A 19,876-nucleotide genomic window follows, 5' to 3' on the forward strand; every position below is an offset into this window, starting at 1 on the left:
GTTTTCCGCAAGTTTCCGTCGCCGATGCGGCCGGCGCAATGGATCAGGTCAACATCCGTGCAGATTTTTCATGCGCTGCGTAGCCCAAGCGCCCGGGTCAGTGCCACCGCGGCCAAGGGCAGCACCAGGCCGAGCACGGTCACGGTGATCAACAGCCAGCCCAGCTCGCTGTAGTCGGCCGGTACTTTCACCGCGCCGCTGACCGCATCGCGCACTTCCCGAGTCACCGTGTAGACCTGGTTAAGATACTTGGTGCCCAGTTGCGAGGCTGACAGCGCCAGGTTGGTAAATGAGGCCATCACCGCAAAGAATGTGGCTTTCAGATGCGGTGGGGCGGAGTTGGCGATCCAGGCCAGCATCGGCACCATGGAGACTTGTCCGAGCGGCGACTCCAGCGCCGTGTTGGCGATTGCAATGAAACGCGCATCCACCACTCCGCCGGTGAGTTGGGCGGTCCATTGATGCAGGCCGTAGAACATGCCGATGATGGGCAATGACAGCACGGTGCCGGCCAAGGTCAGAAAGACGACGATCTGGGCGATGGACTTTTCCGCCATGAAGCGGCGGAAAATGAACAGCCCGGCCAATGTCATCGTGCTGACCAGAAGATCCAGGCGGGACAAGAAACTTTGGTCGAAACCCAGCTCGTCGATCATCCACCAGCTCGAACCGGCGCCCGGCGAAGGCATGGAACGGAAGATGAATATGATGATCACCGTACCCAGCAGGGTGCGCGCGGCTTCCGGGTTGAGTTCGCGCAGCAGCCGCGCAATCATGAAGCCGATGATGGCTACTGAACAGACAAAAATGAGTTCTTGCCCATAGGCGATGCCGGACAGGCCGACACCGATCGTGAGCGCGACGAATGCCGCACTACCGCCCAAAATCCACCAGTTGGGCGTGGTTTTTTCTTCGGGTTGATGCAGCATGCGGTCGATGGCCTCGGCAGCGTGGCCGAGCGCCGCGAGCCGTCGCGTCTCGCGGCGCTTGAGCAGCGCGGCCAGCAGCACGCCGCTGATCGATAGCAGCGGAATGATCAGCGCATATTCATAGATGCGCAGGTAGATGGCCACTTTGTCGTCCTCGGGCAGCGCCTCGCTACCCGCAAACAGCACCACGTTGGCGAGCGCCACCAGCACCGAGCCGCCGATGATCGCCACCCGGCCCAGCATCTGCATGGTGGTGTGCATCAGGCGAATGGCCTCGGGTGCGATCGGTTGGCCGTGTTCGTCCACGCGTGGTACCGCCTCGACGGTCATGGCGTCGGCCACCGCGTCCTGAATCACGTAGCCGACCGGGGCGAGCAGCACCGAGAGCACGAACCAGGTCTCGGCCGGCATCAGCGCGCGCATCGCCTCCGGATTGCCGATCAAGCCGATCATGATCAGCAGGCTGGCGGCGATCAGCGCGGCACCCAAATACACCAACAGCGATTTGTAACGCCACACAAGGTCGACCAAATGGCCGATGGGCATTTTCAGCGCCCACGGAATGCCCGCCCAGAAACCGAGCGCGGCAAGGAAGGCGGCGGAAAGATCGAGATAGTCCTTGATGAAAAAGGTGCCGACGATGCCGGTGAGGCCGGAAACCCCGGCAGCCATGTACACCATCAGCGGCGGCAGAAAAGACAGCCGCATCTCGCGGCCGAGTTCGAGGATGTTGCGGTCGAACCAGCGGTACAGAGCGTTCAAGGGCGCATCCTCGGGCTTGAGTCAGTGTTGATCGGCTTCTTCGGCCGCCAGCGCCCTTCGCATGCGTCGCAGGCCGAGCCCCACCAAGGCGGCGATCAGCGGAATCGAGGCCGCGGTGACCACCTCCGGGCTGGCCGGCGCGATGTAGTCTTTGGCGCCTTTGGCCAGATACTGCACCAGCTGCGAGCCGTAATAGGTGATTGCCACCACCGAGAGCCCTTCTACCGTCTCTTGCAGACGCAGTTGCAGCCGGGCGCGGCGGTTCATTTGCGCGAGCAATTCCTGGTTCTGGCGCTGCAGTTCGATGTCCACCCGGGTACGCAGCAGTTGCGAATTGCGCGCGATACGGCCGGAAAGGTCTTCTTGGCGGCGTGCCATGGTGGCGCAGGTGTCAATGGCCGGGGTCAGGCGGCGGGCCATGAACTCGCCGATGGTGGGAAAGCCGGTCAGGCGGGTCTCACGCAGTTCTTCGATGCGCTGTGTGACCAGGCGGTAGTAGGCGGCAGCCGCGCCGAAGCGGAAGGTGGTATGCGCCACCGAGCGTTCGACCTCGGCGGCCAGACGGGTCAAACGGGCGAGTACCGCGCGTTCGTCCTCGGCGCTTTGGGCCTGGCCGATGCTGTCCATCAAGTCTGCCAGTTCGCCCTCGGCGCGTGACAGCAGGCGGCCGACTTCCTTGGCCACCGGGAAGGCAAGCAGGGCGATCACCCGGTAGGTCTCGATTTCCAGCAAGCGCTGTACGGTGCGCCCAGCCTGACGCCGGGTCAGCGAAGCATCGAGCACCAGAAAGCGTGAGAAACCATCCACGATCTGGAAATCGGTAAACACCCAGGCGGCCTCGTCGGCGACTTTGGAAACCACCGTCTGCCGGCCATTGGGCGAGAGGTCGGCCATGACCCGCTCAGGGGAAAGCTCGGCGACCGAGCGTATGTCCACATGGGTGGCCACGATCAGTTGGCCGGGTATGGCCTTGCGCCAAGCGGCCGGTACATCGATCAAAGCGTTGTCTGCGGTACTGTCGCCCGCCTCGATGCGGCGGAAAAAGGTGTAGCTGGAAAATTCATTGTGACGTTCCCACTTCAGGCGAAAGCAGCCCGCATCCAGGAAGACATGACTGCTGTCGGCGGCCGGCTCCGGCAGTCCGAATTGTTCGGCCAGCAGGCGCAAATGCTGAGCTTCACGTTCGATGCTGCCTTCTTCGTGCAGAAAGGCGAGATAAGAAACCAGCTCCGGGGTGTCGATTGGCACCGGCGGGCGGGCGTGAATTTCATCGCTGAGCGTCTGACGCAGCGGATGCGACTGGAACAAGGTCATGGGCGGCAAGTACGGTCACAAATCCGGCGCCCGTCCGCCGCTTTGGCGGGCAGGGCGAAACAGATGCAAGAGTACCTGCCTGCGCGCTCTGCGGGGAAGTCCCCGGCGCGGCTGCGCCGGGGCGTGGCGCTTACTGTTGCTGCGGCACGATGAGGATCTCGACCCGGCGGTTCTGCGCCCGGCCAGCGGCGCTGCGGTTGTCGGCAATCGGGCGGCTCATGCCATAGCCCACCGCCAGCACCCGGTTGGCCTCTACCCCTTGCTGAATCAAATGGCTGCGCACGCTGGCGGCGCGGTTTTCGGACAGCGTTTGGTTATACGCCGCCGAGCCGGTCGAATCGGTATGGCCTTCCACCTGTACCACGGTGCCAGGGTACTGACGGATGCTTTGCGCCAGTTGGTTGAGCACCGGCTTGAACTGCGGCTTGATATCGGCGCGGTTGGTGTCGAAGGTGATGTTTTCCGGGGCCTGCAGGCGAATGGTGTCGCCTTCGCGTGTGATGTCTACGCCACTGCCGGACATGCTGCGACGCAGTTCCGCTTCCTGCTGGTCCATTTGTCGGCCGATCAGACCGCCCACGGTGGCGCCGACAGCGGCGCCGATCAGCGCACCTTTGGTGCGGTCGCTGCGGCTCGACACCATGCCGCCGAGCAGGGCACCGGCCCCTGCGCCAATGGTGGCGCCCGTGGCGGTTCTGGCGTGCTCGCCGGTGTAGGGATTGGTGGCGCAAGCGCTAAGCAAGGCGGCGGACAAAGCGGCGATGAGGTAGGTTTTCATGGTTCGTTCTCCCTCGGTCGGTTGGTGAGGTGGGCGAAAGGCAATACGTTGCTATGGTGCGCGCTGGCGCCTGCGGTCGTCAGCCCCACTCTGGCCGGTTTTTGTAAGCATGTGTCAGCCCGGCAAGCGGCTCGATCCGGGGACTTGATGCCCCGGTTTGACGCAGCCCATCCGGGCATGCGGCGCGGCGCATCTCCATATCCATGACATGGTTTTACGGGCATAATCGATGCCGTGCATCCGGTGGTCCGTTCTGGTGCCACGTATAGCTTAGAGTCGGGCGGTCGCATGAATCTCAGCAGCAAGGTCACCCTCCTGTTTTCGGCGATTGCGCTTGGCATCCTGGCGATGCTGGTGGCGATCAGCCTGTATGCTTTCCGGTCATTTTCCATCTCCTCATCGTCGGCCCATGTGCGCACTGCCGCCGAGGTGGTGCGGGTGCATCTGACCGAGGCGATGATCCAAGGTACCATCGCGCATCGGGAGCAGTTTCTTGCGCGGCTGATGGAAGTGCAGGGGTTGTCGATGGCGCGGGTGGTGCGTTCGCCCCTGGTGGACCAGCAGTTCGGCGTTGGGCTGGTGCGCGAGTTGCCGGCCGACGAGATCGAAAAAGCGGTGCTGGCCAGCGGTGAACCGCGCTATGTGCTGCGCGAGGTCAATGGCGACACCCTGTTCCGCGGCACCATTCCGTTTGTGGCTTCCACCGAAGGCACGCCCAACTGTCTGCAGTGTCACCATGTGCCCGAAGGTGCGGTGCTGGGTGCGGTGACCATGGAAATGTCGATTGCCGACCTCAAAACGCGCGCGTTGATGACCGTGGCCGGCCTGGTGGCGGTGGTGGCGTTGTTTGCCTTATTGGCCATTGCCTTGGTCCGGCGCATCATCCGCCCGGTGGGCGATGCCGCGCGCGATGTGGAACAAGCGGTGCAACGTGCGCTCAAGGGTGACTTCAAGAGCCAGATCGCCGCCTACCCGCAAGACGAAATCGGTCAGATCGCCAACGACACCAACCGCTTGCTGAGCTATTTGGACGGCGGCCTGGAGCGCATTACCCAGCGCGTGGTGCAATTGACCGGGCGTAATCCGCGTCAGGACGAAAACAAGCTGGAAGCCACCATCGACATGGTCAACAGCCTGGCCGATGCTGCGGCCTTCAAGCAGGCCATCGAGGAAGATGAGACCAAGAGCGAAATCTACGACCGCTTCGGGCAAATCCTGACCGAGCGTTTCGGCATTACCACCTATTCGATTTACGAAGTGGTCGATGGCAAACAGATGACCACGATGCGGGTCGATGGCGAGGCCGGCGGCGCCTGTCGCTGGTGCGATCCGCAAATTCTGGTGCGCTCTGAAACCTGCCGGGCAAAGCGCTCCGGGCATCCGGTGGATGCGATCGCCCAGCCCGGCATTTGCTATGCCTTCCGCGACGCCTCCGACGACGGCCAGCCCCGCAGCCACTACTGTGTGCCCATCATCCAGTCTGGCTCGGTCGGCAGCGTCATCCAACTGGTGGTGCCGGCCTCCGACACCCGGCGCTTGCAAGAGGTCGCGCCGTTCATCCATGTTTACGTGCGGGAAATGGCGCCGGTGCTGGAGGCCAAGCGGCTCACCGAGACCTTGCGCGAATCGTCGCTGCGCGACGCGATGACTGGACTGAATAACCGCCGTTTTTTGGAGGAGTATGTCGATACCCTGATTGCTTCGACCCGCCGCCGCCAGACGGCGCTGGCCATCATGTTGCTCGATCTGGATTATTTCAAGGTGGTCAACGACACCCACGGCCACGATGCCGGCGACACCGTGCTGAAAGCCTTGGCCAGCGTGCTCAGGCAGTCGGTGCGCGCTTCCGATATGGTGATCCGCTTTGGCGGCGAAGAATTTCTGATCGTGCTTCAGGATGCCACCGAGGAGGGGGCGTTGAAGGTGGCCGAGAACATCCGCCGCGCGGTCGAGCAGATGAAGATCCAGGTCTCGGGCGCGGTGCTGCAAAAAACCATTTCGATTGGTCTGGCGATGTTCCCGGCCGACAGTGAAACCTTTTGGCAAACCGTCAAATTTGCCGATGTGGCGCTCTATCGTGCCAAGGAGGCCGGGCGCAACCGTGTGGTGCGCTTTACTGCGGAGATGTGGGAAGGCAACCCGGAAACCTACTGAGCCAGGCCCGTGGCCGACGGCCTGTCAAAGCGCGCCGAATCCCATGTAACGCGCCAGAAATTGCGCTTTGCCGCGGGCAAGGAAGTCATTGAAGTCCCAGTCGCCGGGCGCCAGCAGGTGTGCCCATGCAGGGCGCAGCACATAGGCTTCGGCTTGGGCGGTGCCGCCATCGGCCAGCTCTACTGCGACCGTAGTCCTTGCGTACATCTCGCCCTCGAAAGCGTCCAAACGTTGCAGGGCCCGGGTGTCGAGGCCGTGATAAAGCCTTCCCTCCACGCAGGCGCCCGCTTTGGGGACGATGGCGGGATAGGTTTCATCGCGTACCGGGTGACGTGCATAGCCCTCGAGCCGGGCTGCCGTGGAAGAAAAAGCGCCGCCTGTGACCCGCGTCATGATGTCATCGCACATCAGCGAACCGTAGGTAAAGCAGTTGTAAGCCATGATGTTCAGCCCGGATTGCGCAACCAGGCTTGGATCAACGGGTCGCGATGGGCGGCAAGCTGCATCACGCTGACCTCGATGACCGGTCCGCTCAGGGTGTGGCCGGCGCAGCTGGCTTCAAGCTGCACACCGGTGTCGGCCGGTTCGACCACAATCGCCCCCTGGTTGGCTTGCAAGCGGCTTTGGCGGTCGCGCTCGCCGATCAGCACGCTGCCGTTGGTGAGATTGAGCTTGCCTTCGAGCTTTGCGGGCGCGCCAGAACTCAGCTTGGCAGATACGGTGCAGGGTAAAAAACGGAAATCGCCGACCAGCTTGAGCGCATGACGGCGTAGATGGCGGTGCAAGGCATCCGGCAGTTCGGGCAGTTTGCCTTGCACCTGGTAGGCGAGCTTGTCGAGCTCTTCATCGGTCAAATGGGGGGCGGCGGCGATCAAAACCTCGCGGGGCAGGGCACGGGCGTTGAGCGAGCGGACGTCCAGGTGGTGGTGATGCGCGGCGATACGGGCCCCGGCTTTGGCCAGTTGTTTGCCGGCAACGGTGGGCAGCCCCTGAAAGACCATTGCGCCGAGGATCTCGCTGAAGGTTTTGCATAGATCTTCATGCGCCAGCGCAAGCAGACGCTCGGGCGCTTCGATGTCGAGATCGAAGCTCAGTTGCAATTTGATGTTTGCCTTGGACATCCGGTCGATCTTGGCCGTTGGCAAAAAACTCGATTATGGGTCAATTTGGAGCTTTGTGGACTATGACAATGTGTGCCTTCCGTGCCGCGCCCGATCGATGAAAAACGCGCCCGCTCAGGGCGCGATCGGGAGGACTCGGATCGCGTCAGTCAGCGTACGACCTGAGTGAGTTCACCGGACTTGTAACGTGCGGCCATTTTTTCCAGCGGCACTGGCTTGATACGGCTGGCTTGGCCGGCGCAGCCGAATGCTTCGTAGCGCGCCTTGCACACCTGCTTGGCGGCCTCGCGCGCCGGTTTGAGGTATTCGCGGGGGTCAAACTTGGAGGGATTTTCGGCCATGAACTTGCGTATCGCACCGGTCATCGCCAGACGGATATCGGTGTCGATGTTGATCTTGCGCACCCCATGCTTGATGCCTTCGACGATCTCCTCGACCGGCACGCCGTAGGTTTCCTTCATGTCGCCGCCGTACTGGCGGATGATCGCCAGCAGCTCTTGCGGCACCGAGGACGAACCGTGCATCACCAGATGGGTATTGGGGATGCGGGCATGGATGGCTTTGATTCGATCGATGGCAAGGATGTCGCCAGTGGGTTTGCGGCTGAACTTGTAGGCACCGTGGCTGGTGCCGATGGCAATCGCCAGTGCGTCGCAGTTGGTTTGCTTGACGAAGTCGGCTGCCTGGTCCGGATCGGTCAGCAGCGCGCTGTGATCCAGCTTGCCCTGTGCGCCGATGCCGTCTTCTTCGCCGGCCATGCCGGTTTCCAAGGAACCCAGACAGCCCAGCTCGGCTTCCACGGTGACGCCGATGGCGTGGGCAAACTTGACCACCTCACGGCTGACCGCGACGTTGTACTCATAAGAGGACGGCGTCTTGCCGTCTTCCATCAACGAGCCGTCCATCATCACGCTGGTAAACCCCGAGCGGATTGCCGCCATGCACACCGCAGGGGATTGACCGTGGTCCTGGTGCATGACGATGGGGATCTCCGGATAGGCTTCGACCGCGGCGTCGATCAAGTGGCGCAGGAAGGCTTCACCCGCGTATTTGCGCGCGCCCGCGGAGGCTTGCATGATGACCGGGCTGTTGGTTTCGGCGGCGGCTTCCATGATGGCCTGGACCTGTTCCAGGTTGTTCACGTTGAACGCCGGCAGGCCATAGCCGTTTTCGGCGGCGTGGTCGAGAAGCTGTCGCATGGAAACGAGCGGCATGTGTGTTCCTCCGAAGGTCGCCGGCTGAGCCGGCACAGGCGTTTGAAAAGCCGCCATTCTAGCCCGAGCGGGGGCGGCCTTGCAGTGACCGGCTACTACGGCAGGCAGCGGCTATACCTGATGCGGCGCGGGGTGCTCGCCGACACGCACGATCTTCAGCGTGTTGGTGCCGCCTGCTGCGCCGATCGGCTCGCCGATGGTGAGCACGATCAAGTCGCCATAGGTCACCACGCCCTGGTCGAGCAACAACTGTTCGGCCTCCCACAGCAGCACGTCGCGGTCATGGTGCTGCTGGCTCATCAGCAATGGGTAGACCTCACGGTAGAGCGTCATCTGGTTGCGCGCGCTCACTTCCGGGGTGAGTGCGTAGATGGGCACGCCGCTATTCAAGCGACTCATCCACAATGCGGTGGAACCGGTCTGGGTCAGCGAGGCGATGGCTTTGACCTTGAGATGGTAGGCAGTCCAGATGGCCGCCATGGCGATCGACTGGTCGATGCGGGTAAATACCTGGTCGAGCACCTCGCGGTCCAGCGAGACCTCGGCGGATTTTTCCGCTTCCAGGCAGACCCGGCTCATGGCTTCGACGACTTCGACCGGGAACTGCCCGGAGGCGGTTTCGGCCGACAGCATCACCGCGTCGGTGCCATCGAGCACTGCGTTGGCCACGTCCGAGACTTCAGCCCGGGTCGGCACCGGGCTGCTGATCATCGACTCCATCATCTGGGTGGCGGTAATGGTGAGCTTGTTGCGCTCGCGTGCGGCACGGATCATGCGCTTTTGCAGCGCGGGCACCGCAGCGTCGCCGACTTCAACTGCCAGATCGCCACGGGCCACCATGATGCCGTCCGAGGCGTCGAGAATTTCCGCCAGGTTGGCCACCGCCTCGGTGCGTTCGATTTTGGCGATCAGCAGCGCTTGGCCGCCTGCGGCGCGCATCAGCTGGCGGGCCATGTACATGTCTGCGGCGCTTTTGGGAAAAGACACGGCCAGGAAATCGACGCCGATCTGCGCTGCGCTACGGATGTCCTCCATATCCTTGGCGGTGAGCGCCGGCGCGCTCAGCCCGCCGCCCTGACGGTTGATGCCCTTGTTGTTGGACAGTTCGCCGCCGACGCGCACCACGGTATGAATTTCGTGGCCCTGCACCCGCTCGACCACCAGTTTGATACGCCCATCGTCCAACAACAGGGTGTCGCCCTGCTTTACATCTTTGGGCAAATCCTTGTAATCGAGCCCCACACGTTCGGTGTTTCCAAGCTCGCAACGTGCGTCCAGAATGAAGCGCGCGTCTTTGTGCAGGGTGATGCGGCCCTCGGAGAACTTGCCGATACGAATCTTGGGGCCCTGTAAATCCGCCAGAATGCCCACCGGTCGGCCGGCGCGGGCGGCCGCTTCGCGGACCGCGGCCGCGCGTGCGACATGATCCTCGACCGTGCCGTGGGAAAAGTTCATGCGCACCACGTCGATTCCGGCATGAACCATGCTTTCGAGAATTTTCGGGTCGGATGAGGCCGGACCCAGGGTGGCGACGATTTTGGTATGACGCGGCATGGTGGCTCCTTGGCTGATACGCGGGTGCGCGGCGCGCTTGGGGTCGATTCTAGCCGAGCGGCTCGGTTAGGGGCCATGGTGGCGGCCGATGTCGCCAGCGCCCTGTTTTGACACGGAGGAACGGGGGCATGGAAAACCTATCGCTGGTTCTGCTGCTTGCCGCGGGGGTTTTGCTTTGGCTGTGGCAGCGCACCATCGGCCGCGCGGTGCGCGCTGAACCTGAAAGCCCGCCGGCGCAACGGCGACCTTCCTACCATGCGGTGGAGATTCGCGCCCCGGACGCTGGCTGCGAGGCGGTGCGCGCGGTGCGCGGCAAGCGTTTTCTGTCCATCGAGGCTCCACCGATTCCCTTGCCTGCCTGTGGGTGCAACAACTGCGCCTGCTACTACGTGCATCACGACGACCGGCGCATTGCTCAGCGGCGCAATATGCGGACCGAGACGGTCTATGCCGGCGATGGGCGTTTTACCGAACGCCGGTTTGGCGTGGGGCGGCGCGCGTCGGATCGCATCCTGTTCGGCAGCGGACGTTGAGCCGGTCACGCTGGATGGTCACAGCGGCACGCCGGTTTGACGCTCTTCCAAGTCGGCCAGATAGTCATCCAGATCGTCCGGGTGCAAGCCGAGTTCGGCAAGCACCTCGCCGCCGCATCGGTCCCAGTTGTAATCATGGATGCGTTGTGCGCGCAGACGGGCATGGTTGGCCAGGTGCAAGATCGCCACCAGGCTGCGTACCGCGCCCAATTCGTCGCGCGGTACTTCGTCATGATGCAGGATCGCTTGGGCGACGAATTCCGGTAGGTGCCAGTGGCGGGCCACCAGGTAGCCGATGCTGCGGTGATCGACCCCGAAGCGCTGGTCTTCTTCCTTGAGACTGGGGGCATCCATTCTGGCATTGAGCAACAGTGCTTGGCAGTAATCCGGAAAGCGCTGCATCAGCACCGGCACGCCGCATTCCAGGAACATCCCGGCCATATAGGCTTGGTCGGCAAAGATGTTGCATACCGACACCCGTTCATCGGCCACCAGGGCGGCCAGTTCGGCCAACGTTCGACTACGCTGCCAGAATAGTTCGTAAGCGCGCCGGTTGGCTGGGCCGATGCTGGTGCTCAGGGCCACCGCCCGGACAATGTTGAAAGTCTGGGTCACACCGATACGCAGGATGGCCTGCTCCAGGGAGGCGGGCGGACGGGCACCGCGCAGCCCGGGGCGGTGCACCGCCTTAAACACCATTGCGGCCAAACCTGGGTCTTGGCCGAGCACGGCGGCTACGCCGCGGGCGTCGTAAGCGTCGGTGGCGATCAGTTGGGCGAGATCGCGCAGGACTTGCGGTTGCGGGGGGATGCGGATGCCGCGCGGCGCGCTGGCCAGATCGGTTTCTACGCTACCAGTGGTCATGCCAAGGCTCGTTGTGGGTACTGTTGCTGTGCAGCATAGTGAGCCGGACAACGCGCAGCGGCAAGTCGGCAGATGTCTTACACGGATGCGGGGAGCTCTCCCCCGCATCCGGCAGGCGTCAGTCCGCGAAACGCGCCTGCAGTGCGGCGATGGCCGGCAGCGTCTTGCCTTCCAGAAACTCCAGGAAGGCGCCGCCGCCGGTGGAAATGTAGCCCACGTCATCGGCGATGTGGAACTTGGCGATCGCCGCCAGGGTATCGCCGCCACCGGCAATGGAGAACGCTTCCGAGTGGGCGATGGCCGAAGCCAGCATTTTGGTGCCGCCGGCAAATTGCGGATACTCGAACACTCCCACCGGACCGTTCCAAACAATCGTGCCGGCGTGCGCGATGATGTCGGCGAGCTTGGCCGAGGATTTCGGGCCAAAATCCAGGATGCGGTCATGCGGGCCGACCTCATCGACCGCAATACGGTTGGCACGCGCCAGCGCGGAGACTTCGTCGGCCACCACCACATCCACTGGCAGCGGCACTTCGGCTCCGCGAGCTTTCATGATGTCCATCACCTGCTGGGCTTCGCGTACCATCTCCGGTTCGGCCAGCGATTCACCGATGCGCTTGCCAGCGGCCAGCAGGAAGGTGTTGGCGATGCCGCCGCCGACGATGAGCTGATCGACCTTTTCGGCCAGGGTCTTGAGGATGGTCAGTTTGGTCGACACCTTGGCGCCGCCGACGATGGCCACCAGCGGACGCTTCGGTTCGTGCAGGGCCTTGGTGAGCGCATCGATCTCCGCGGCCATCAGCATGCCGGCGCAGGCTACCGGGGCAAAGCGGGCGATACCGTGGGTGGTGGCTTCCGCACGGTGAGCAGTGCCAAAGGCGTCATTGACATAGATGTCGCACAGCGCGGCCATCTTTCTGGCCAGTTGTTCGTCGTCTTTCTTTTCGCCTTTGTTGCAGCGGCAGTTCTCCAGCAACACGACCTGACCCGGCTCCACGGTAAAGCCACCGTCGACCCAGTCGGCAATCAGTTTGACCGGTTTGTTGAGCAGCTGCCCCAAGCGCACCGCCACCGGCGCCAGTGTATCGTCCGGGCCGACCACGCCCTCGGTGGGACGGCCCAGGTGAGAGGTCACCATGACCGCAGCGCCGTTATCCAGGCAGTACTGGATAGACGGAATGGAAGCACGGATGCGGGTGTCTTCGGTAATGTTGCCCGCTTCATCCTGCGGGACGTTGAGGTCGGCGCGGATGAACACTTTTTTGCCGCGCACATCGAGCTCGGCGAGTTTCTTCACTTGCATGACAGTCTCCACGGTTTGGGTTCAGTTGGATGGGGTCGCGCGAGGCGCCAGCCAATGGTGCAGGGTGTCGATCATCCGGGTGGCAAAAGCCCATTCGTTGTCGAACCACAACAGGATGCTGGCAAGATGCGCACCGCTGACGCGGGTCTGGCTGGCGTCGATGATGGCCGAGTGCGGATCGTGATTGAAATCGATCGAGGCGTGCGGGTCGTCCGACCAGGCCAGCAGGCCGGGGAAACGACTCTCGGCCGCCTCGCGCAGCACCGCGTTGAGCGCGTCCACCCTGACCGCGCGGCGGGTGGTCAGCGCGATGTCGATGGCCGAGACATTATGCGTGGGCACGCGGATGGCCTTGGCGCTGACCCGCCCGGCCAGTGCCGGCAGCAGGCGTTCGATGCCGCGCGCCAGGCCGGTGGACACCGGGATGATGGACTGCATGGCCGAGCGTGTGCGGCGCAGGTCGGTGTGGTGATAGCCGTCAATCAGCGGTTGGTCGTTCATGACCGAGTGCAGCGTGGTGAGCAGCGCGTGCTCCAGGCCGAAGGACTCATCCACCACGGCGAGCACCGGCACCGCGGCATTGGTGGTACAGGAGGCGTTGGAGACGATGCGCTCGGCGCCGGTGAGCGTATCGTGATTGATGCCGTAGACCACGGTGGCGTCCACGTCCTCGGCGCTGTGGCCGGGATGGGAGAGCAGCACACGCGGCGCGCCGGCCTTGAGGAAGCGCTCCAGCTCGATGCGCCGGCCGTAGCGCCCCGAGCATTCGATGACCGCATCGAGCTGCATCGCCGCCCAATCGACCGCCTCAGGGTTTTCGGCATGGGTCACGGTGATCGGCTCGCCGTCGATGATGAGCCCGGTTTCGGTGGTTTCCACCTTGCCCGGAAAGCGTCCGTGGGTGGAATCGAAGCGGGTCAGGTAGGCGATCGAGGCCAGATCGGCCGGCTCGTTGATCGCCACCACGCGGTAGTGTTCTCGCCAGGGCGATTCATGCAGCGCACGCAGGAAACAGCGGCCGATGCGGCCGTAGCCGTTGATTGCGAGCCGAGCTGGGGGGAGGGCAGAGCGGGTCACGGTATGGCCGGGAGATAGACCGCCAGAAGGCCGGGAAAGCCGCGTATTTTAGCGTGTTGGCGTGCCGCCGTCCGGGGCGAGGCACATCGCGCGGCAGATAAGGAAAAGCCCGCCGGGCCAGGGCCGGACGGGCTGTCGCGGGAACGGGGTGTCGATTACTTGGCGGCCATCCAGGCGCGGGCGGCATCGAGCATACGGCAGGAGTAGCCCCATTCGTTGTCGTACCAGGCCAGCACCTTGACCAGGGTGGAGCCGTCCGCGCCCTGGATGACGCGGGTCTGGGTCGCATCGAAGGTGGAGGACACCGTGGTGTGGTTGAAATCGGACGACACCAGCGGCTCGTCGTTTACCGCCAGGATGCCCTTCAGCGGGCCGTTGGCGGCAGCGCTCATCAGTGCGTTGATCTCTTCCTTGGTGGTGGCGCGCTCGGCGGTGAAGGTGAGGTCTACCAGCGATACGTTGAGGGTCGGCACCCGCAGCGCAAACCCATCGAACTTGCCCTTGAGCTGGGGCAGCACCAGACCGACGGCCTTGGCGGCACCGGTTTTGGTGGGGATGATATTGGCCGCTGCGGCCCGCGCCCGACGCAGGTCTTTGTGACGCACGTCCACGGTGACTTGGTCGTTGGTATAAGCGTGCACGGTGGTCATCAAACCTTGTTTGATGCCGATGTGCTCGGCCAGCACCTTGGCGACCGGGGCAAGACAGTTGGTGGTGCAGGAGGCGTTCGACACCACGGTCATGTCGGCCTTCAGGACTTCTTCATTGACCCCCATGACGATGGTGGCATCCACGTCATCGCCGCCCGGGGCGGAAATCAACACCCGCCGGGCGCCTTGTTCCAGCAGCGCGGTTGCCTTGGCTTTGCTGGTGTAGGCACCGGTGCATTCGAGCAATACGTCCACGCCATGTGTTGCCCAATTGACGCCCTTGGGGTCTTTGGTGGAATAGAAGGGGATCTTGCGGCCATCGACGATGAGGGTGTTCTCACCTTCGGTGTCGACACGCGTGGCAAAGCGGCCGTGGGTGGTGTCGTATTTGAGCAGGTGGGCATTGGTGGTCAGATCGCCCGAGGCGTTGACGGCTACCACTTCGAACTCGTTTTGCAGCCCTTGCTCGTAAATGGCACGCAGGGTGCAGCGGCCAATGCGACCGAAACCATTGATGGCAACCTTGATGGACATGGCTCTCTCTCCTTTCTAAGAAACTCTGCGCGGCAGGCGGCTCACAGCACCGCCCGGACCGCGTCGACCACCGCCTCGGCGGTGATGCCGAATTCCTTGAACAGCTCGCCGGCCGGGGCGGATTCGCCAAAACGGTCCAGGCCGATCACCCGGCCTTCCAGGCCGACGTACTTGTACCAGCCGTCGGTCACACCGGCTTCCACCACCACGCGCGGCACACCGGCTGGCAGTACCGCTGCGCGCCAGGCCGCGTCCTGACGCTCGAAAACGCTGGTCGAGGGCATGGACACCACGCGCACCGCGATGTCGGCCTCACCCAAGGTCTTCTGCGCGGCCATCGCCAGCGCCACTTCCGAGCCGGTGGCAATGATCACCGCCTGTGGCGTGCCGCCTGCGGCCTCGGACAACACATAGCCGCCACGGCGGATCGCCGCGACCTGCTCGGCGGTGCGCGCCTGGAAAGGCAGGTTCTGGCGCGAGAAGCACAGGCTGCTGGGGCCGTCCTTGCGCTCGATGGCGCAGGCCCAGGCCACCGCCGACTCGGTGCTGTCGCATGGACGCCACACGTCCATATTGGGAATCATGCGCAAGGTGGCGATTTGTTCCACCGGTTGGTGAGTGGGGCCGTCTTCGCCCAGGCCGATGGAGTCGTGGGTAAATACGAACACCTGACGCACTTTCATCAGCGCGGCCATGCGCAGGGCGTTACGCGCATATTCGCTGAACATCAAAAAGGTGGCGGTATAGGGAATCAGGCCGCCATGCAGGGACAGGCCGTTGCCGATTGCCGCCATGCCGAATTCGCGCACCCCGTAATACACATAGTTGCCGCCGCGCTCACGGCTGACCGGGCGGGCTCCGGACCACAGCGTGAGGTTGGAGCCGGCCAAGTCGGCCGAGCCGCCGATCAGTTCGGGCAGTTTGGGGGCATAGGCTTCGATACTGTTCTGGCTGGCTTTGCGGGTGGCGATGTTTTCGGCCTTGTCGACCACCTTGGCCAGGACGGCCTCCACATGGGCGTTCCAGTCGGCCGGCAGCTCGCCGGCCATGCGGCGTTCAAACTCCGCCGCCAACTCCGGGAAGGCCGAGCGGTAGGCGTCGAAACGGGCCTGCCAGTCGGCTTCGGCGGCAGCGCCACGCGCGCGGGCATCCCAAGCAGCATAGACACTGGCCGGGATTTCGAACGGCGGGTACGGCCAGCCGATATATTCGCGTGCGGCCGCCACTTCGGCCGCGCCCAGCGGCGCGCCGTGGACGTCGTGACCCCCTTGTTTGTTGGGGCTGCCGGCGCCGATCACGGTTTTGCAGCAGATCAGCGTGGGCTGTGCGGTGTTGGCCAGCGCCTGCTGGATTGCCGCTTCGATGGCATCCGGATCGTGGCCTTGTACGTCGCGGATGACCTGCCAGCCATAAGCTTCGAAACGCTTCGGTGTGTCGTCGGTAAACCAGCCCTCGACATGGCCGTCGATGGAAATGTTGTTGTCGTCGTAGAAGACGGTGAGCTTGCCCAGCCCCCAGGTGCCCGCCAGCGAACAGGCTTCATGGCTGATGCCTTCCATCAGACAGCCGTCGCCGAGAAACACCCAGGTGCGGTGGTCGATGATCTCGTGACCGGGGCGGTTGAACTCGGCCGCCAACACCTTTTCGGCCAGCGCCATGCCGACCGCGTTGGCAATGCCTTGGCCAAGCGGACCGGTGGTGGTCTCCACCCCTGGGGTGTAGCCATACTCCGGGTGGCCGGGCGTTTTGCTGTGCAGTTGGCGGAAGCGTTTGAGGTCTTCTATGCTCAGCTCGTATCCGCTCAAGTGCAGCAGCGCATAAATCAGCATCGAACCGTGGCCGTTGGAGAGCACGAAACGGTCGCGGTCGATCCATTTAGGATTGGCCGGATTGTGCTTGAGGTGGCGGCGCCACAGCACTTCGGCGATTTCGGCCATGCCCATGGGAGCACCTGGATGACCGGAGTTGGCCTGCTGCACGGCATCCATCGCCAGCGCACGGATTGCGCCGGTGATTTCGTTGAACACCGGGGCTTTGACGTTTCGGGAAAGCGACATGGGGTTTTCTCGCGAAAGCCGCCGGCAGCGGCTTTTAAAAAAAGCGCGATTATCGCCGAAAACGCGCACTGCTTGGTAGCCTTCGGCGCGCGGCCATCACGGGTATTGAAGCCTGCGCAGGGGGCACGGATCGTATCGGCTTCGATCTGCTAAACCCACTGACGGCGGCGCTCCATCAGCTTCCAGATCAGCGGGGTGAGGATGAGCTGCATGGCCAGATCCAGTCGTCCGCCGGGAATGACGATGGTATTGGCGCGGCTCATGAACGCGCCGTCGATCATCGTCAGCAGGTAGGGGAAATCCACTCCGCGCGGATCCTTGAAGCGGATCACCACCATGGATTCTTCCAGCGTGGGCACGTCGCGGGCGATGAACGGGTTGGAGGTGTCGACTACTGGCACGCGCTGGAAATTGATGTGTGTGCGCGAGAACTGCGGCACGATGTAGTGCACATAGTCGTGCATGCGGCGCAAGATGGTGTCTTGTACCGCTTCTTTGGAGTAGCCGCGCAGTTTGGTGTCGCGGTGCAGTTTCTGGATCCACTCCAGGTTGATGGTGGGCACCACGCCGATCAGTAGATCGACATGGCGGGCCACGTCGACCGTTTCTGTCTGCACCGCGCCGTGCAGCCCTTCATAGAACAGACAATCGGTGCCCACCGGCAGGTCTTCCCATTCAGTGAAGGTGCCCAACGGCAGGTTGCGCCGCATCGCTTGTTCTTCATTGTGGATGTAATAACGGCGGCGACCGGTGGCCGACTCACCATAGGCGCGAAACAGCGCTTCGAGCTCTTCGAGAAGATTGGCTTCCGGGCCGAAGTGGCTGATGCCGCGCTGGCCGCGTGCTTCGGCTTCGTCGATGAGCCGTTTCATTTCGTCGCGGGTGTAGCGGTGGAAGCTGTCGCCTTCGACGATGGCCGCGTTGACGTTCTCGCGATGGAAGATGGCTTCGAAGGTGTGCTTGACCGTGGTCGTGCCGGCGCCGGAGGAGCCGGTGACGGCTATGATGGGATGTTTCAGCGACATGCAAGGCGCTCCGCAGCCGTGTGCCTCAAGGCCGTTCGGTCTGCAACTCGGTGAATACCCGTTTGGCGGCGACGACCAGGACGTGCACTTCTTCGAAGGATAGTTCCGGGTAGTTTTCCCTCAACACACGGTAGGCCAGGTGGTCCAGCGTGGCGTTGCCCCAACGGTTTTCCTTGGCAAAGAAAGGGGAGATGAGTTGGTAGGCGTCATCGAAGATCGCTCTGACATGGTGATACTTGCGGCGCTCTGTACCGTTGTAAGGCGTATCCATGGGTGCACTCGGCTACTGAATGTCCGCTCAATGATAGCGCGGCGCCAAGATTCAGGCGTGCGCGTTGATCCAGGCCCGCCATTGCGCAAACAGCGCTGGGCTGCCGGCGGCGATGACCCCACGTTTGACCGCCGGCCCCGCAGTCAGCGAGCCGCCGTCCAGCGCGGCTGCCTGACCGCCGGCCTCGGCCAGAATCAGACGGCCGGCGGCGTAATCCCATAGCATTTGACCGCCGTGCAAATAGACATCCAGCCGCCCGGCTGCCACAAAGCACCATTCGAGCGCGCTGGAGCCGAAGTTGCGCTGGGAATAGTACGGCGGGCGCGCCGCCAGTTCGTCACCGAGGCGATGGCCGATACGCTTGAAGTCGACACCGGCGACCGCATCGCACAAGTGCAGCGCAGCCGGGCGCAGCGGTAACTCATTGCCGTTGAGAAAAGCGCCCGCGCCCTTGGCGGCGTAGAACGACTCATCGGTGACCGGGTTATACACCACGCCAAAGCGTGTTTCGTGATCCACCAGATAGGCAATCGAGACCGCAAAGAAAGGAATGCCATTGACGAAATTGGTCGTGCCGTCTATCGGATCGATACACCATAGGCCGCCTTGCCCTTCGGCCCATAGCCGGGCCTGGGTTTCGGCCGACATCTCCTCGCCCAGCACCGGACCGGGTAGCAACTTCGGCAGCGCCGCGGCAAAGCGGCGTTGGGATTCGACATCTGCCTCGGTGAATAAGGAGCCGTCGGCTTTGCGGTTGCGCGCAGACTTCAGATAACGCGGCAGGATTTCGTCGCGCGCGATATCGCGTACCAAGGACTCCAGCGCGCGGGCGCGGGCGAGGCGATGTGCTGCGGTCGGCATGTGGGCGGATGTTGTGTTTCGAAAAAGAGACCGACGAAGCGGAAAAAGCGGCCTGCGCGAAGCCGGCCGGTTGGCTGGCTACACCGCAGCGCACATGGATACTGCGCGACGACTGTAATATAGCATGATGATTCCGCGCTTCTTTTTTCCCCATCCGCTGCCTGCGGGCGGCGAGGTGGTGCTGCCCGAGACCGTGGCCCATCATGCTGCCCGCGTGCTCAGACTGCACAACGGCGATGCCGTGATCCTGTTCGATGGCCAAGGTGGAGAGGTTCCCGCTCGATTGGCCGTGTCCGGGCGGCGCTGGTCGGCATGGTTGGGGGCGCGCGCCGCGGTCGAGCGTGAATCGCCGCTTCGCGTGGTGCTGGTGCAGGCGCTGGCCAGCGGCGACAAAATGGACTGGGTGGTGCAAAAATCGACTGAATTGGGCGTGAGCGCCGTCTGGCCGGTGGCCGCGGCGCGCTCGGTGCTGCGCCTTGCGGGCGAGCGCGCAGACAAACGGCTGGCGCATTGGCGGCAGGTGGCGGTGTCCGCGTGCGAGCAGTGCGGCCGCAACCGTGTCCCCGAGGTGGCGCCGATCGCTAGTCTCGACGCCTATCTGGCCGCCGCGCGCAGTGCGCGCAAGTTGCTTTTGCTCCCGTCGGCGGACAAGGCGCTGCGCAACATTGGACCGCCGGCCGCCGGCGAGCCCATTCACCTGCTGGTGGGGCCGGAAGGCGGCTGGAGTGAGGCCGAAGTGGCCACCTTTCTGCGCGCTGGCGCCGAGGCCATCGGTTTGGGGCCGCGGGTGCTGCGCACTGAAACCGCAGGGGCGGCCGCGCTGGCGGCTTTGCAAGCGTTGTGGGGCGATTACTGAGCGGTCCTGGGGAAGGGAC

18 protein-coding genes are annotated in these 19,876 nt (G+C 63.4%); 3 read left to right on the forward strand and 15 right to left on the reverse strand.

Features of this window, described 5'->3' with window-relative positions:
* Positions 1-68 precede the first annotated feature (68 nt).
* From DIE29_RS04120 to DIE29_RS04130, 3 genes are all read right to left on the reverse strand, one after another.
* A complete protein-coding gene (locus DIE29_RS04120; RefSeq protein ID WP_102043105.1) occupies positions 69-1,637 on the reverse strand; it encodes an MFS transporter in 1,569 nt (522 codons plus the stop codon).
* Between the two features lie 75 nt (positions 1,638-1,712).
* Entirely contained in the window at positions 1,713-3,005 is a 1,293-nt protein-coding gene (locus DIE29_RS04125; protein ID WP_114649295.1) for a DUF3422 family protein, read from the reverse strand.
* A gap of 130 nt (positions 3,006-3,135) precedes the next feature.
* A complete protein-coding gene (locus tag DIE29_RS04130) occupies positions 3,136-3,783 on the reverse strand; it encodes a YiaD family glycine zipper/OmpA-like lipoprotein (RefSeq protein WP_102041083.1) in 648 nt (215 codons plus the stop codon).
* A gap of 288 nt (positions 3,784-4,071) precedes the next feature.
* Here DIE29_RS04130 and DIE29_RS04135 point away from each other — a divergent pair, with 288 nt between their 5' ends.
* On the forward strand, positions 4,072-5,937 hold the full coding sequence (locus DIE29_RS04135) for a sensor domain-containing diguanylate cyclase (protein WP_102041084.1): 1,866 nt from the start codon (positions 4,072-4,074) through the stop codon (positions 5,935-5,937).
* Between the two features lie 24 nt (positions 5,938-5,961).
* On the opposite strand, the gene DIE29_RS04140 is transcribed toward DIE29_RS04135, so the two are convergent.
* The 4 genes from DIE29_RS04140 to pyk all read right to left on the reverse strand — a co-directional run bounded on the left by DIE29_RS04140 (position 5,962) and on the right by pyk (position 9,826).
* A complete protein-coding gene (locus DIE29_RS04140; protein WP_102041085.1) occupies positions 5,962-6,378 on the reverse strand; it encodes a gamma-glutamylcyclotransferase family protein in 417 nt (138 codons plus the stop codon).
* Between the two features lie 5 nt (positions 6,379-6,383).
* Positions 6,384-7,058, reverse strand: a complete 675-nt coding sequence (locus DIE29_RS04145; protein WP_114649296.1) for a hypothetical protein — start codon at positions 7,056-7,058, stop codon at positions 6,384-6,386.
* A 149-nt stretch (positions 7,059-7,207) separates the two neighbouring features.
* The gene (gene fba, locus DIE29_RS04150; RefSeq protein WP_102041086.1) at positions 7,208-8,272 is read right to left on the reverse strand and encodes a class II fructose-bisphosphate aldolase; all 1,065 of its coding nucleotides are present in this window, start codon (positions 8,270-8,272) and stop codon (positions 7,208-7,210) included.
* Between the two features lie 111 nt (positions 8,273-8,383).
* The gene (pyk, locus tag DIE29_RS04155) at positions 8,384-9,826 is read right to left on the reverse strand and encodes a pyruvate kinase (protein WP_102041087.1); all 1,443 of its coding nucleotides are present in this window, start codon (positions 9,824-9,826) and stop codon (positions 8,384-8,386) included.
* 128 nt (positions 9,827-9,954) lie between these two features.
* Here pyk and DIE29_RS04160 point away from each other — a divergent pair, with 128 nt between their 5' ends.
* A complete protein-coding gene (locus DIE29_RS04160) occupies positions 9,955-10,359 on the forward strand; it encodes a hypothetical protein (RefSeq protein ID WP_114649297.1) in 405 nt (134 codons plus the stop codon).
* An 18-nt stretch (positions 10,360-10,377) separates the two neighbouring features.
* On the opposite strand, the gene DIE29_RS04165 is transcribed toward DIE29_RS04160, so the two are convergent.
* The 8 genes from DIE29_RS04165 to DIE29_RS04200 all read right to left on the reverse strand — a co-directional run bounded on the left by DIE29_RS04165 (position 10,378) and on the right by DIE29_RS04200 (position 19,001).
* The gene (locus tag DIE29_RS04165; RefSeq protein WP_114649298.1) at positions 10,378-11,223 is read right to left on the reverse strand and encodes an HDOD domain-containing protein; all 846 of its coding nucleotides are present in this window, start codon (positions 11,221-11,223) and stop codon (positions 10,378-10,380) included.
* Positions 11,224-11,341: 118 nt separating this feature from the next.
* Positions 11,342-12,526 (reverse strand): phosphoglycerate kinase, encoded by a 1,185-nt coding sequence (locus DIE29_RS04170; protein WP_102041090.1) that lies wholly within the window; start codon positions 12,524-12,526, stop codon positions 11,342-11,344.
* A gap of 21 nt (positions 12,527-12,547) precedes the next feature.
* Positions 12,548-13,603 (reverse strand): type I glyceraldehyde-3-phosphate dehydrogenase, encoded by a 1,056-nt coding sequence (locus tag DIE29_RS04175; protein ID WP_205409779.1) that lies wholly within the window; start codon positions 13,601-13,603, stop codon positions 12,548-12,550.
* Positions 13,604-13,758: 155 nt separating this feature from the next.
* On the reverse strand, positions 13,759-14,787 hold the full coding sequence (gene gap, locus DIE29_RS04180) for a type I glyceraldehyde-3-phosphate dehydrogenase (protein ID WP_102041091.1): 1,029 nt from the start codon (positions 14,785-14,787) through the stop codon (positions 13,759-13,761).
* Between the two features lie 41 nt (positions 14,788-14,828).
* Positions 14,829-16,844: a transketolase gene (tkt, locus tag DIE29_RS04185; protein WP_102041092.1), complete on the reverse strand. Its 2,016-nt coding sequence runs from the start codon at positions 16,842-16,844 to the stop codon at positions 14,829-14,831.
* A gap of 149 nt (positions 16,845-16,993) precedes the next feature.
* On the reverse strand, positions 16,994-17,869 hold the full coding sequence (locus tag DIE29_RS04190; RefSeq protein ID WP_114649299.1) for a phosphoribulokinase: 876 nt from the start codon (positions 17,867-17,869) through the stop codon (positions 16,994-16,996).
* 25 nt (positions 17,870-17,894) lie between these two features.
* Positions 17,895-18,140 carry a hypothetical protein gene (locus tag DIE29_RS04195; protein ID WP_114649300.1) on the reverse strand — a complete coding sequence of 82 codons (246 nt, stop codon included), beginning with the start codon at positions 18,138-18,140 and terminating at the stop codon, positions 17,895-17,897.
* Positions 18,141-18,191: 51 nt separating this feature from the next.
* The gene (locus DIE29_RS04200) at positions 18,192-19,001 is read right to left on the reverse strand and encodes an inositol monophosphatase family protein (protein WP_102041095.1); all 810 of its coding nucleotides are present in this window, start codon (positions 18,999-19,001) and stop codon (positions 18,192-18,194) included.
* A 127-nt stretch (positions 19,002-19,128) separates the two neighbouring features.
* Between DIE29_RS04200 and DIE29_RS04205 the strand changes: the two genes are divergently transcribed.
* Positions 19,129-19,857: a 16S rRNA (uracil(1498)-N(3))-methyltransferase gene (locus DIE29_RS04205; RefSeq protein WP_114650261.1), complete on the forward strand. Its 729-nt coding sequence runs from the start codon at positions 19,129-19,131 to the stop codon at positions 19,855-19,857.
* The last annotated feature ends 19 nt before the right edge of the window (positions 19,858-19,876 follow it).

This window comes from Pseudothauera hydrothermalis (genome assembly GCF_003345255.1).
GTDB lineage: Bacteria > Pseudomonadota > Gammaproteobacteria > Burkholderiales > Rhodocyclaceae > Pseudothauera > Pseudothauera hydrothermalis.

Excerpts from the sequence above, each read along its gene's own strand:
- DIE29_RS04190 (WP_114649299.1), bottom strand. The coding sequence starts at position 17,869 with ATGTCGCTGAAACATCCCATCATAGCCGTCACCGGCTCCTCCGGCGCC.
- DIE29_RS04125 (WP_114649295.1), bottom strand. The coding sequence starts at position 3,005 with ATGACCTTGTTCCAGTCGCATCCGCTGCGTCAGACGCTCAGCGATGAA.
- DIE29_RS04195 (WP_114649300.1), bottom strand. The coding sequence starts at position 18,140 with ATGGATACGCCTTACAACGGTACAGAGCGCCGCAAGTATCACCATGTC.
- tkt (WP_102041092.1), bottom strand. The coding sequence starts at position 16,844 with ATGTCGCTTTCCCGAAACGTCAAAGCCCCGGTGTTCAACGAAATCACC.
- DIE29_RS04130 (WP_102041083.1), bottom strand. The coding sequence starts at position 3,783 with ATGAAAACCTACCTCATCGCCGCTTTGTCCGCCGCCTTGCTTAGCGCT.
- DIE29_RS04135 (WP_102041084.1), top strand. The coding sequence starts at position 4,072 with ATGAATCTCAGCAGCAAGGTCACCCTCCTGTTTTCGGCGATTGCGCTT.
- DIE29_RS04165 (WP_114649298.1), bottom strand. The coding sequence starts at position 11,223 with ATGACCACTGGTAGCGTAGAAACCGATCTGGCCAGCGCGCCGCGCGGC.
- DIE29_RS04200 (WP_102041095.1), bottom strand. The coding sequence starts at position 19,001 with ATGCCGACCGCAGCACATCGCCTCGCCCGCGCCCGCGCGCTGGAGTCC.
- DIE29_RS04140 (WP_102041085.1), bottom strand. The coding sequence starts at position 6,378 with ATGGCTTACAACTGCTTTACCTACGGTTCGCTGATGTGCGATGACATC.
- DIE29_RS04170 (WP_102041090.1), bottom strand. The coding sequence starts at position 12,526 with ATGCAAGTGAAGAAACTCGCCGAGCTCGATGTGCGCGGCAAAAAAGTG.
- fba (WP_102041086.1), bottom strand. The coding sequence starts at position 8,272 with ATGCCGCTCGTTTCCATGCGACAGCTTCTCGACCACGCCGCCGAAAAC.
- gap (WP_102041091.1), bottom strand. The coding sequence starts at position 14,787 with ATGTCCATCAAGGTTGCCATCAATGGTTTCGGTCGCATTGGCCGCTGC.
- DIE29_RS04160 (WP_114649297.1), top strand. The coding sequence starts at position 9,955 with ATGGAAAACCTATCGCTGGTTCTGCTGCTTGCCGCGGGGGTTTTGCTT.
- DIE29_RS04145 (WP_114649296.1), bottom strand. The coding sequence starts at position 7,058 with ATGTCCAAGGCAAACATCAAATTGCAACTGAGCTTCGATCTCGACATC.
- DIE29_RS04120 (WP_102043105.1), bottom strand. The coding sequence starts at position 1,637 with ATGCGGCTGTCTTTTCTGCCGCCGCTGATGGTGTACATGGCTGCCGGG.
- DIE29_RS04205 (WP_114650261.1), top strand. The coding sequence starts at position 19,129 with ATGATTCCGCGCTTCTTTTTTCCCCATCCGCTGCCTGCGGGCGGCGAG.
- pyk (WP_102041087.1), bottom strand. The coding sequence starts at position 9,826 with ATGCCGCGTCATACCAAAATCGTCGCCACCCTGGGTCCGGCCTCATCC.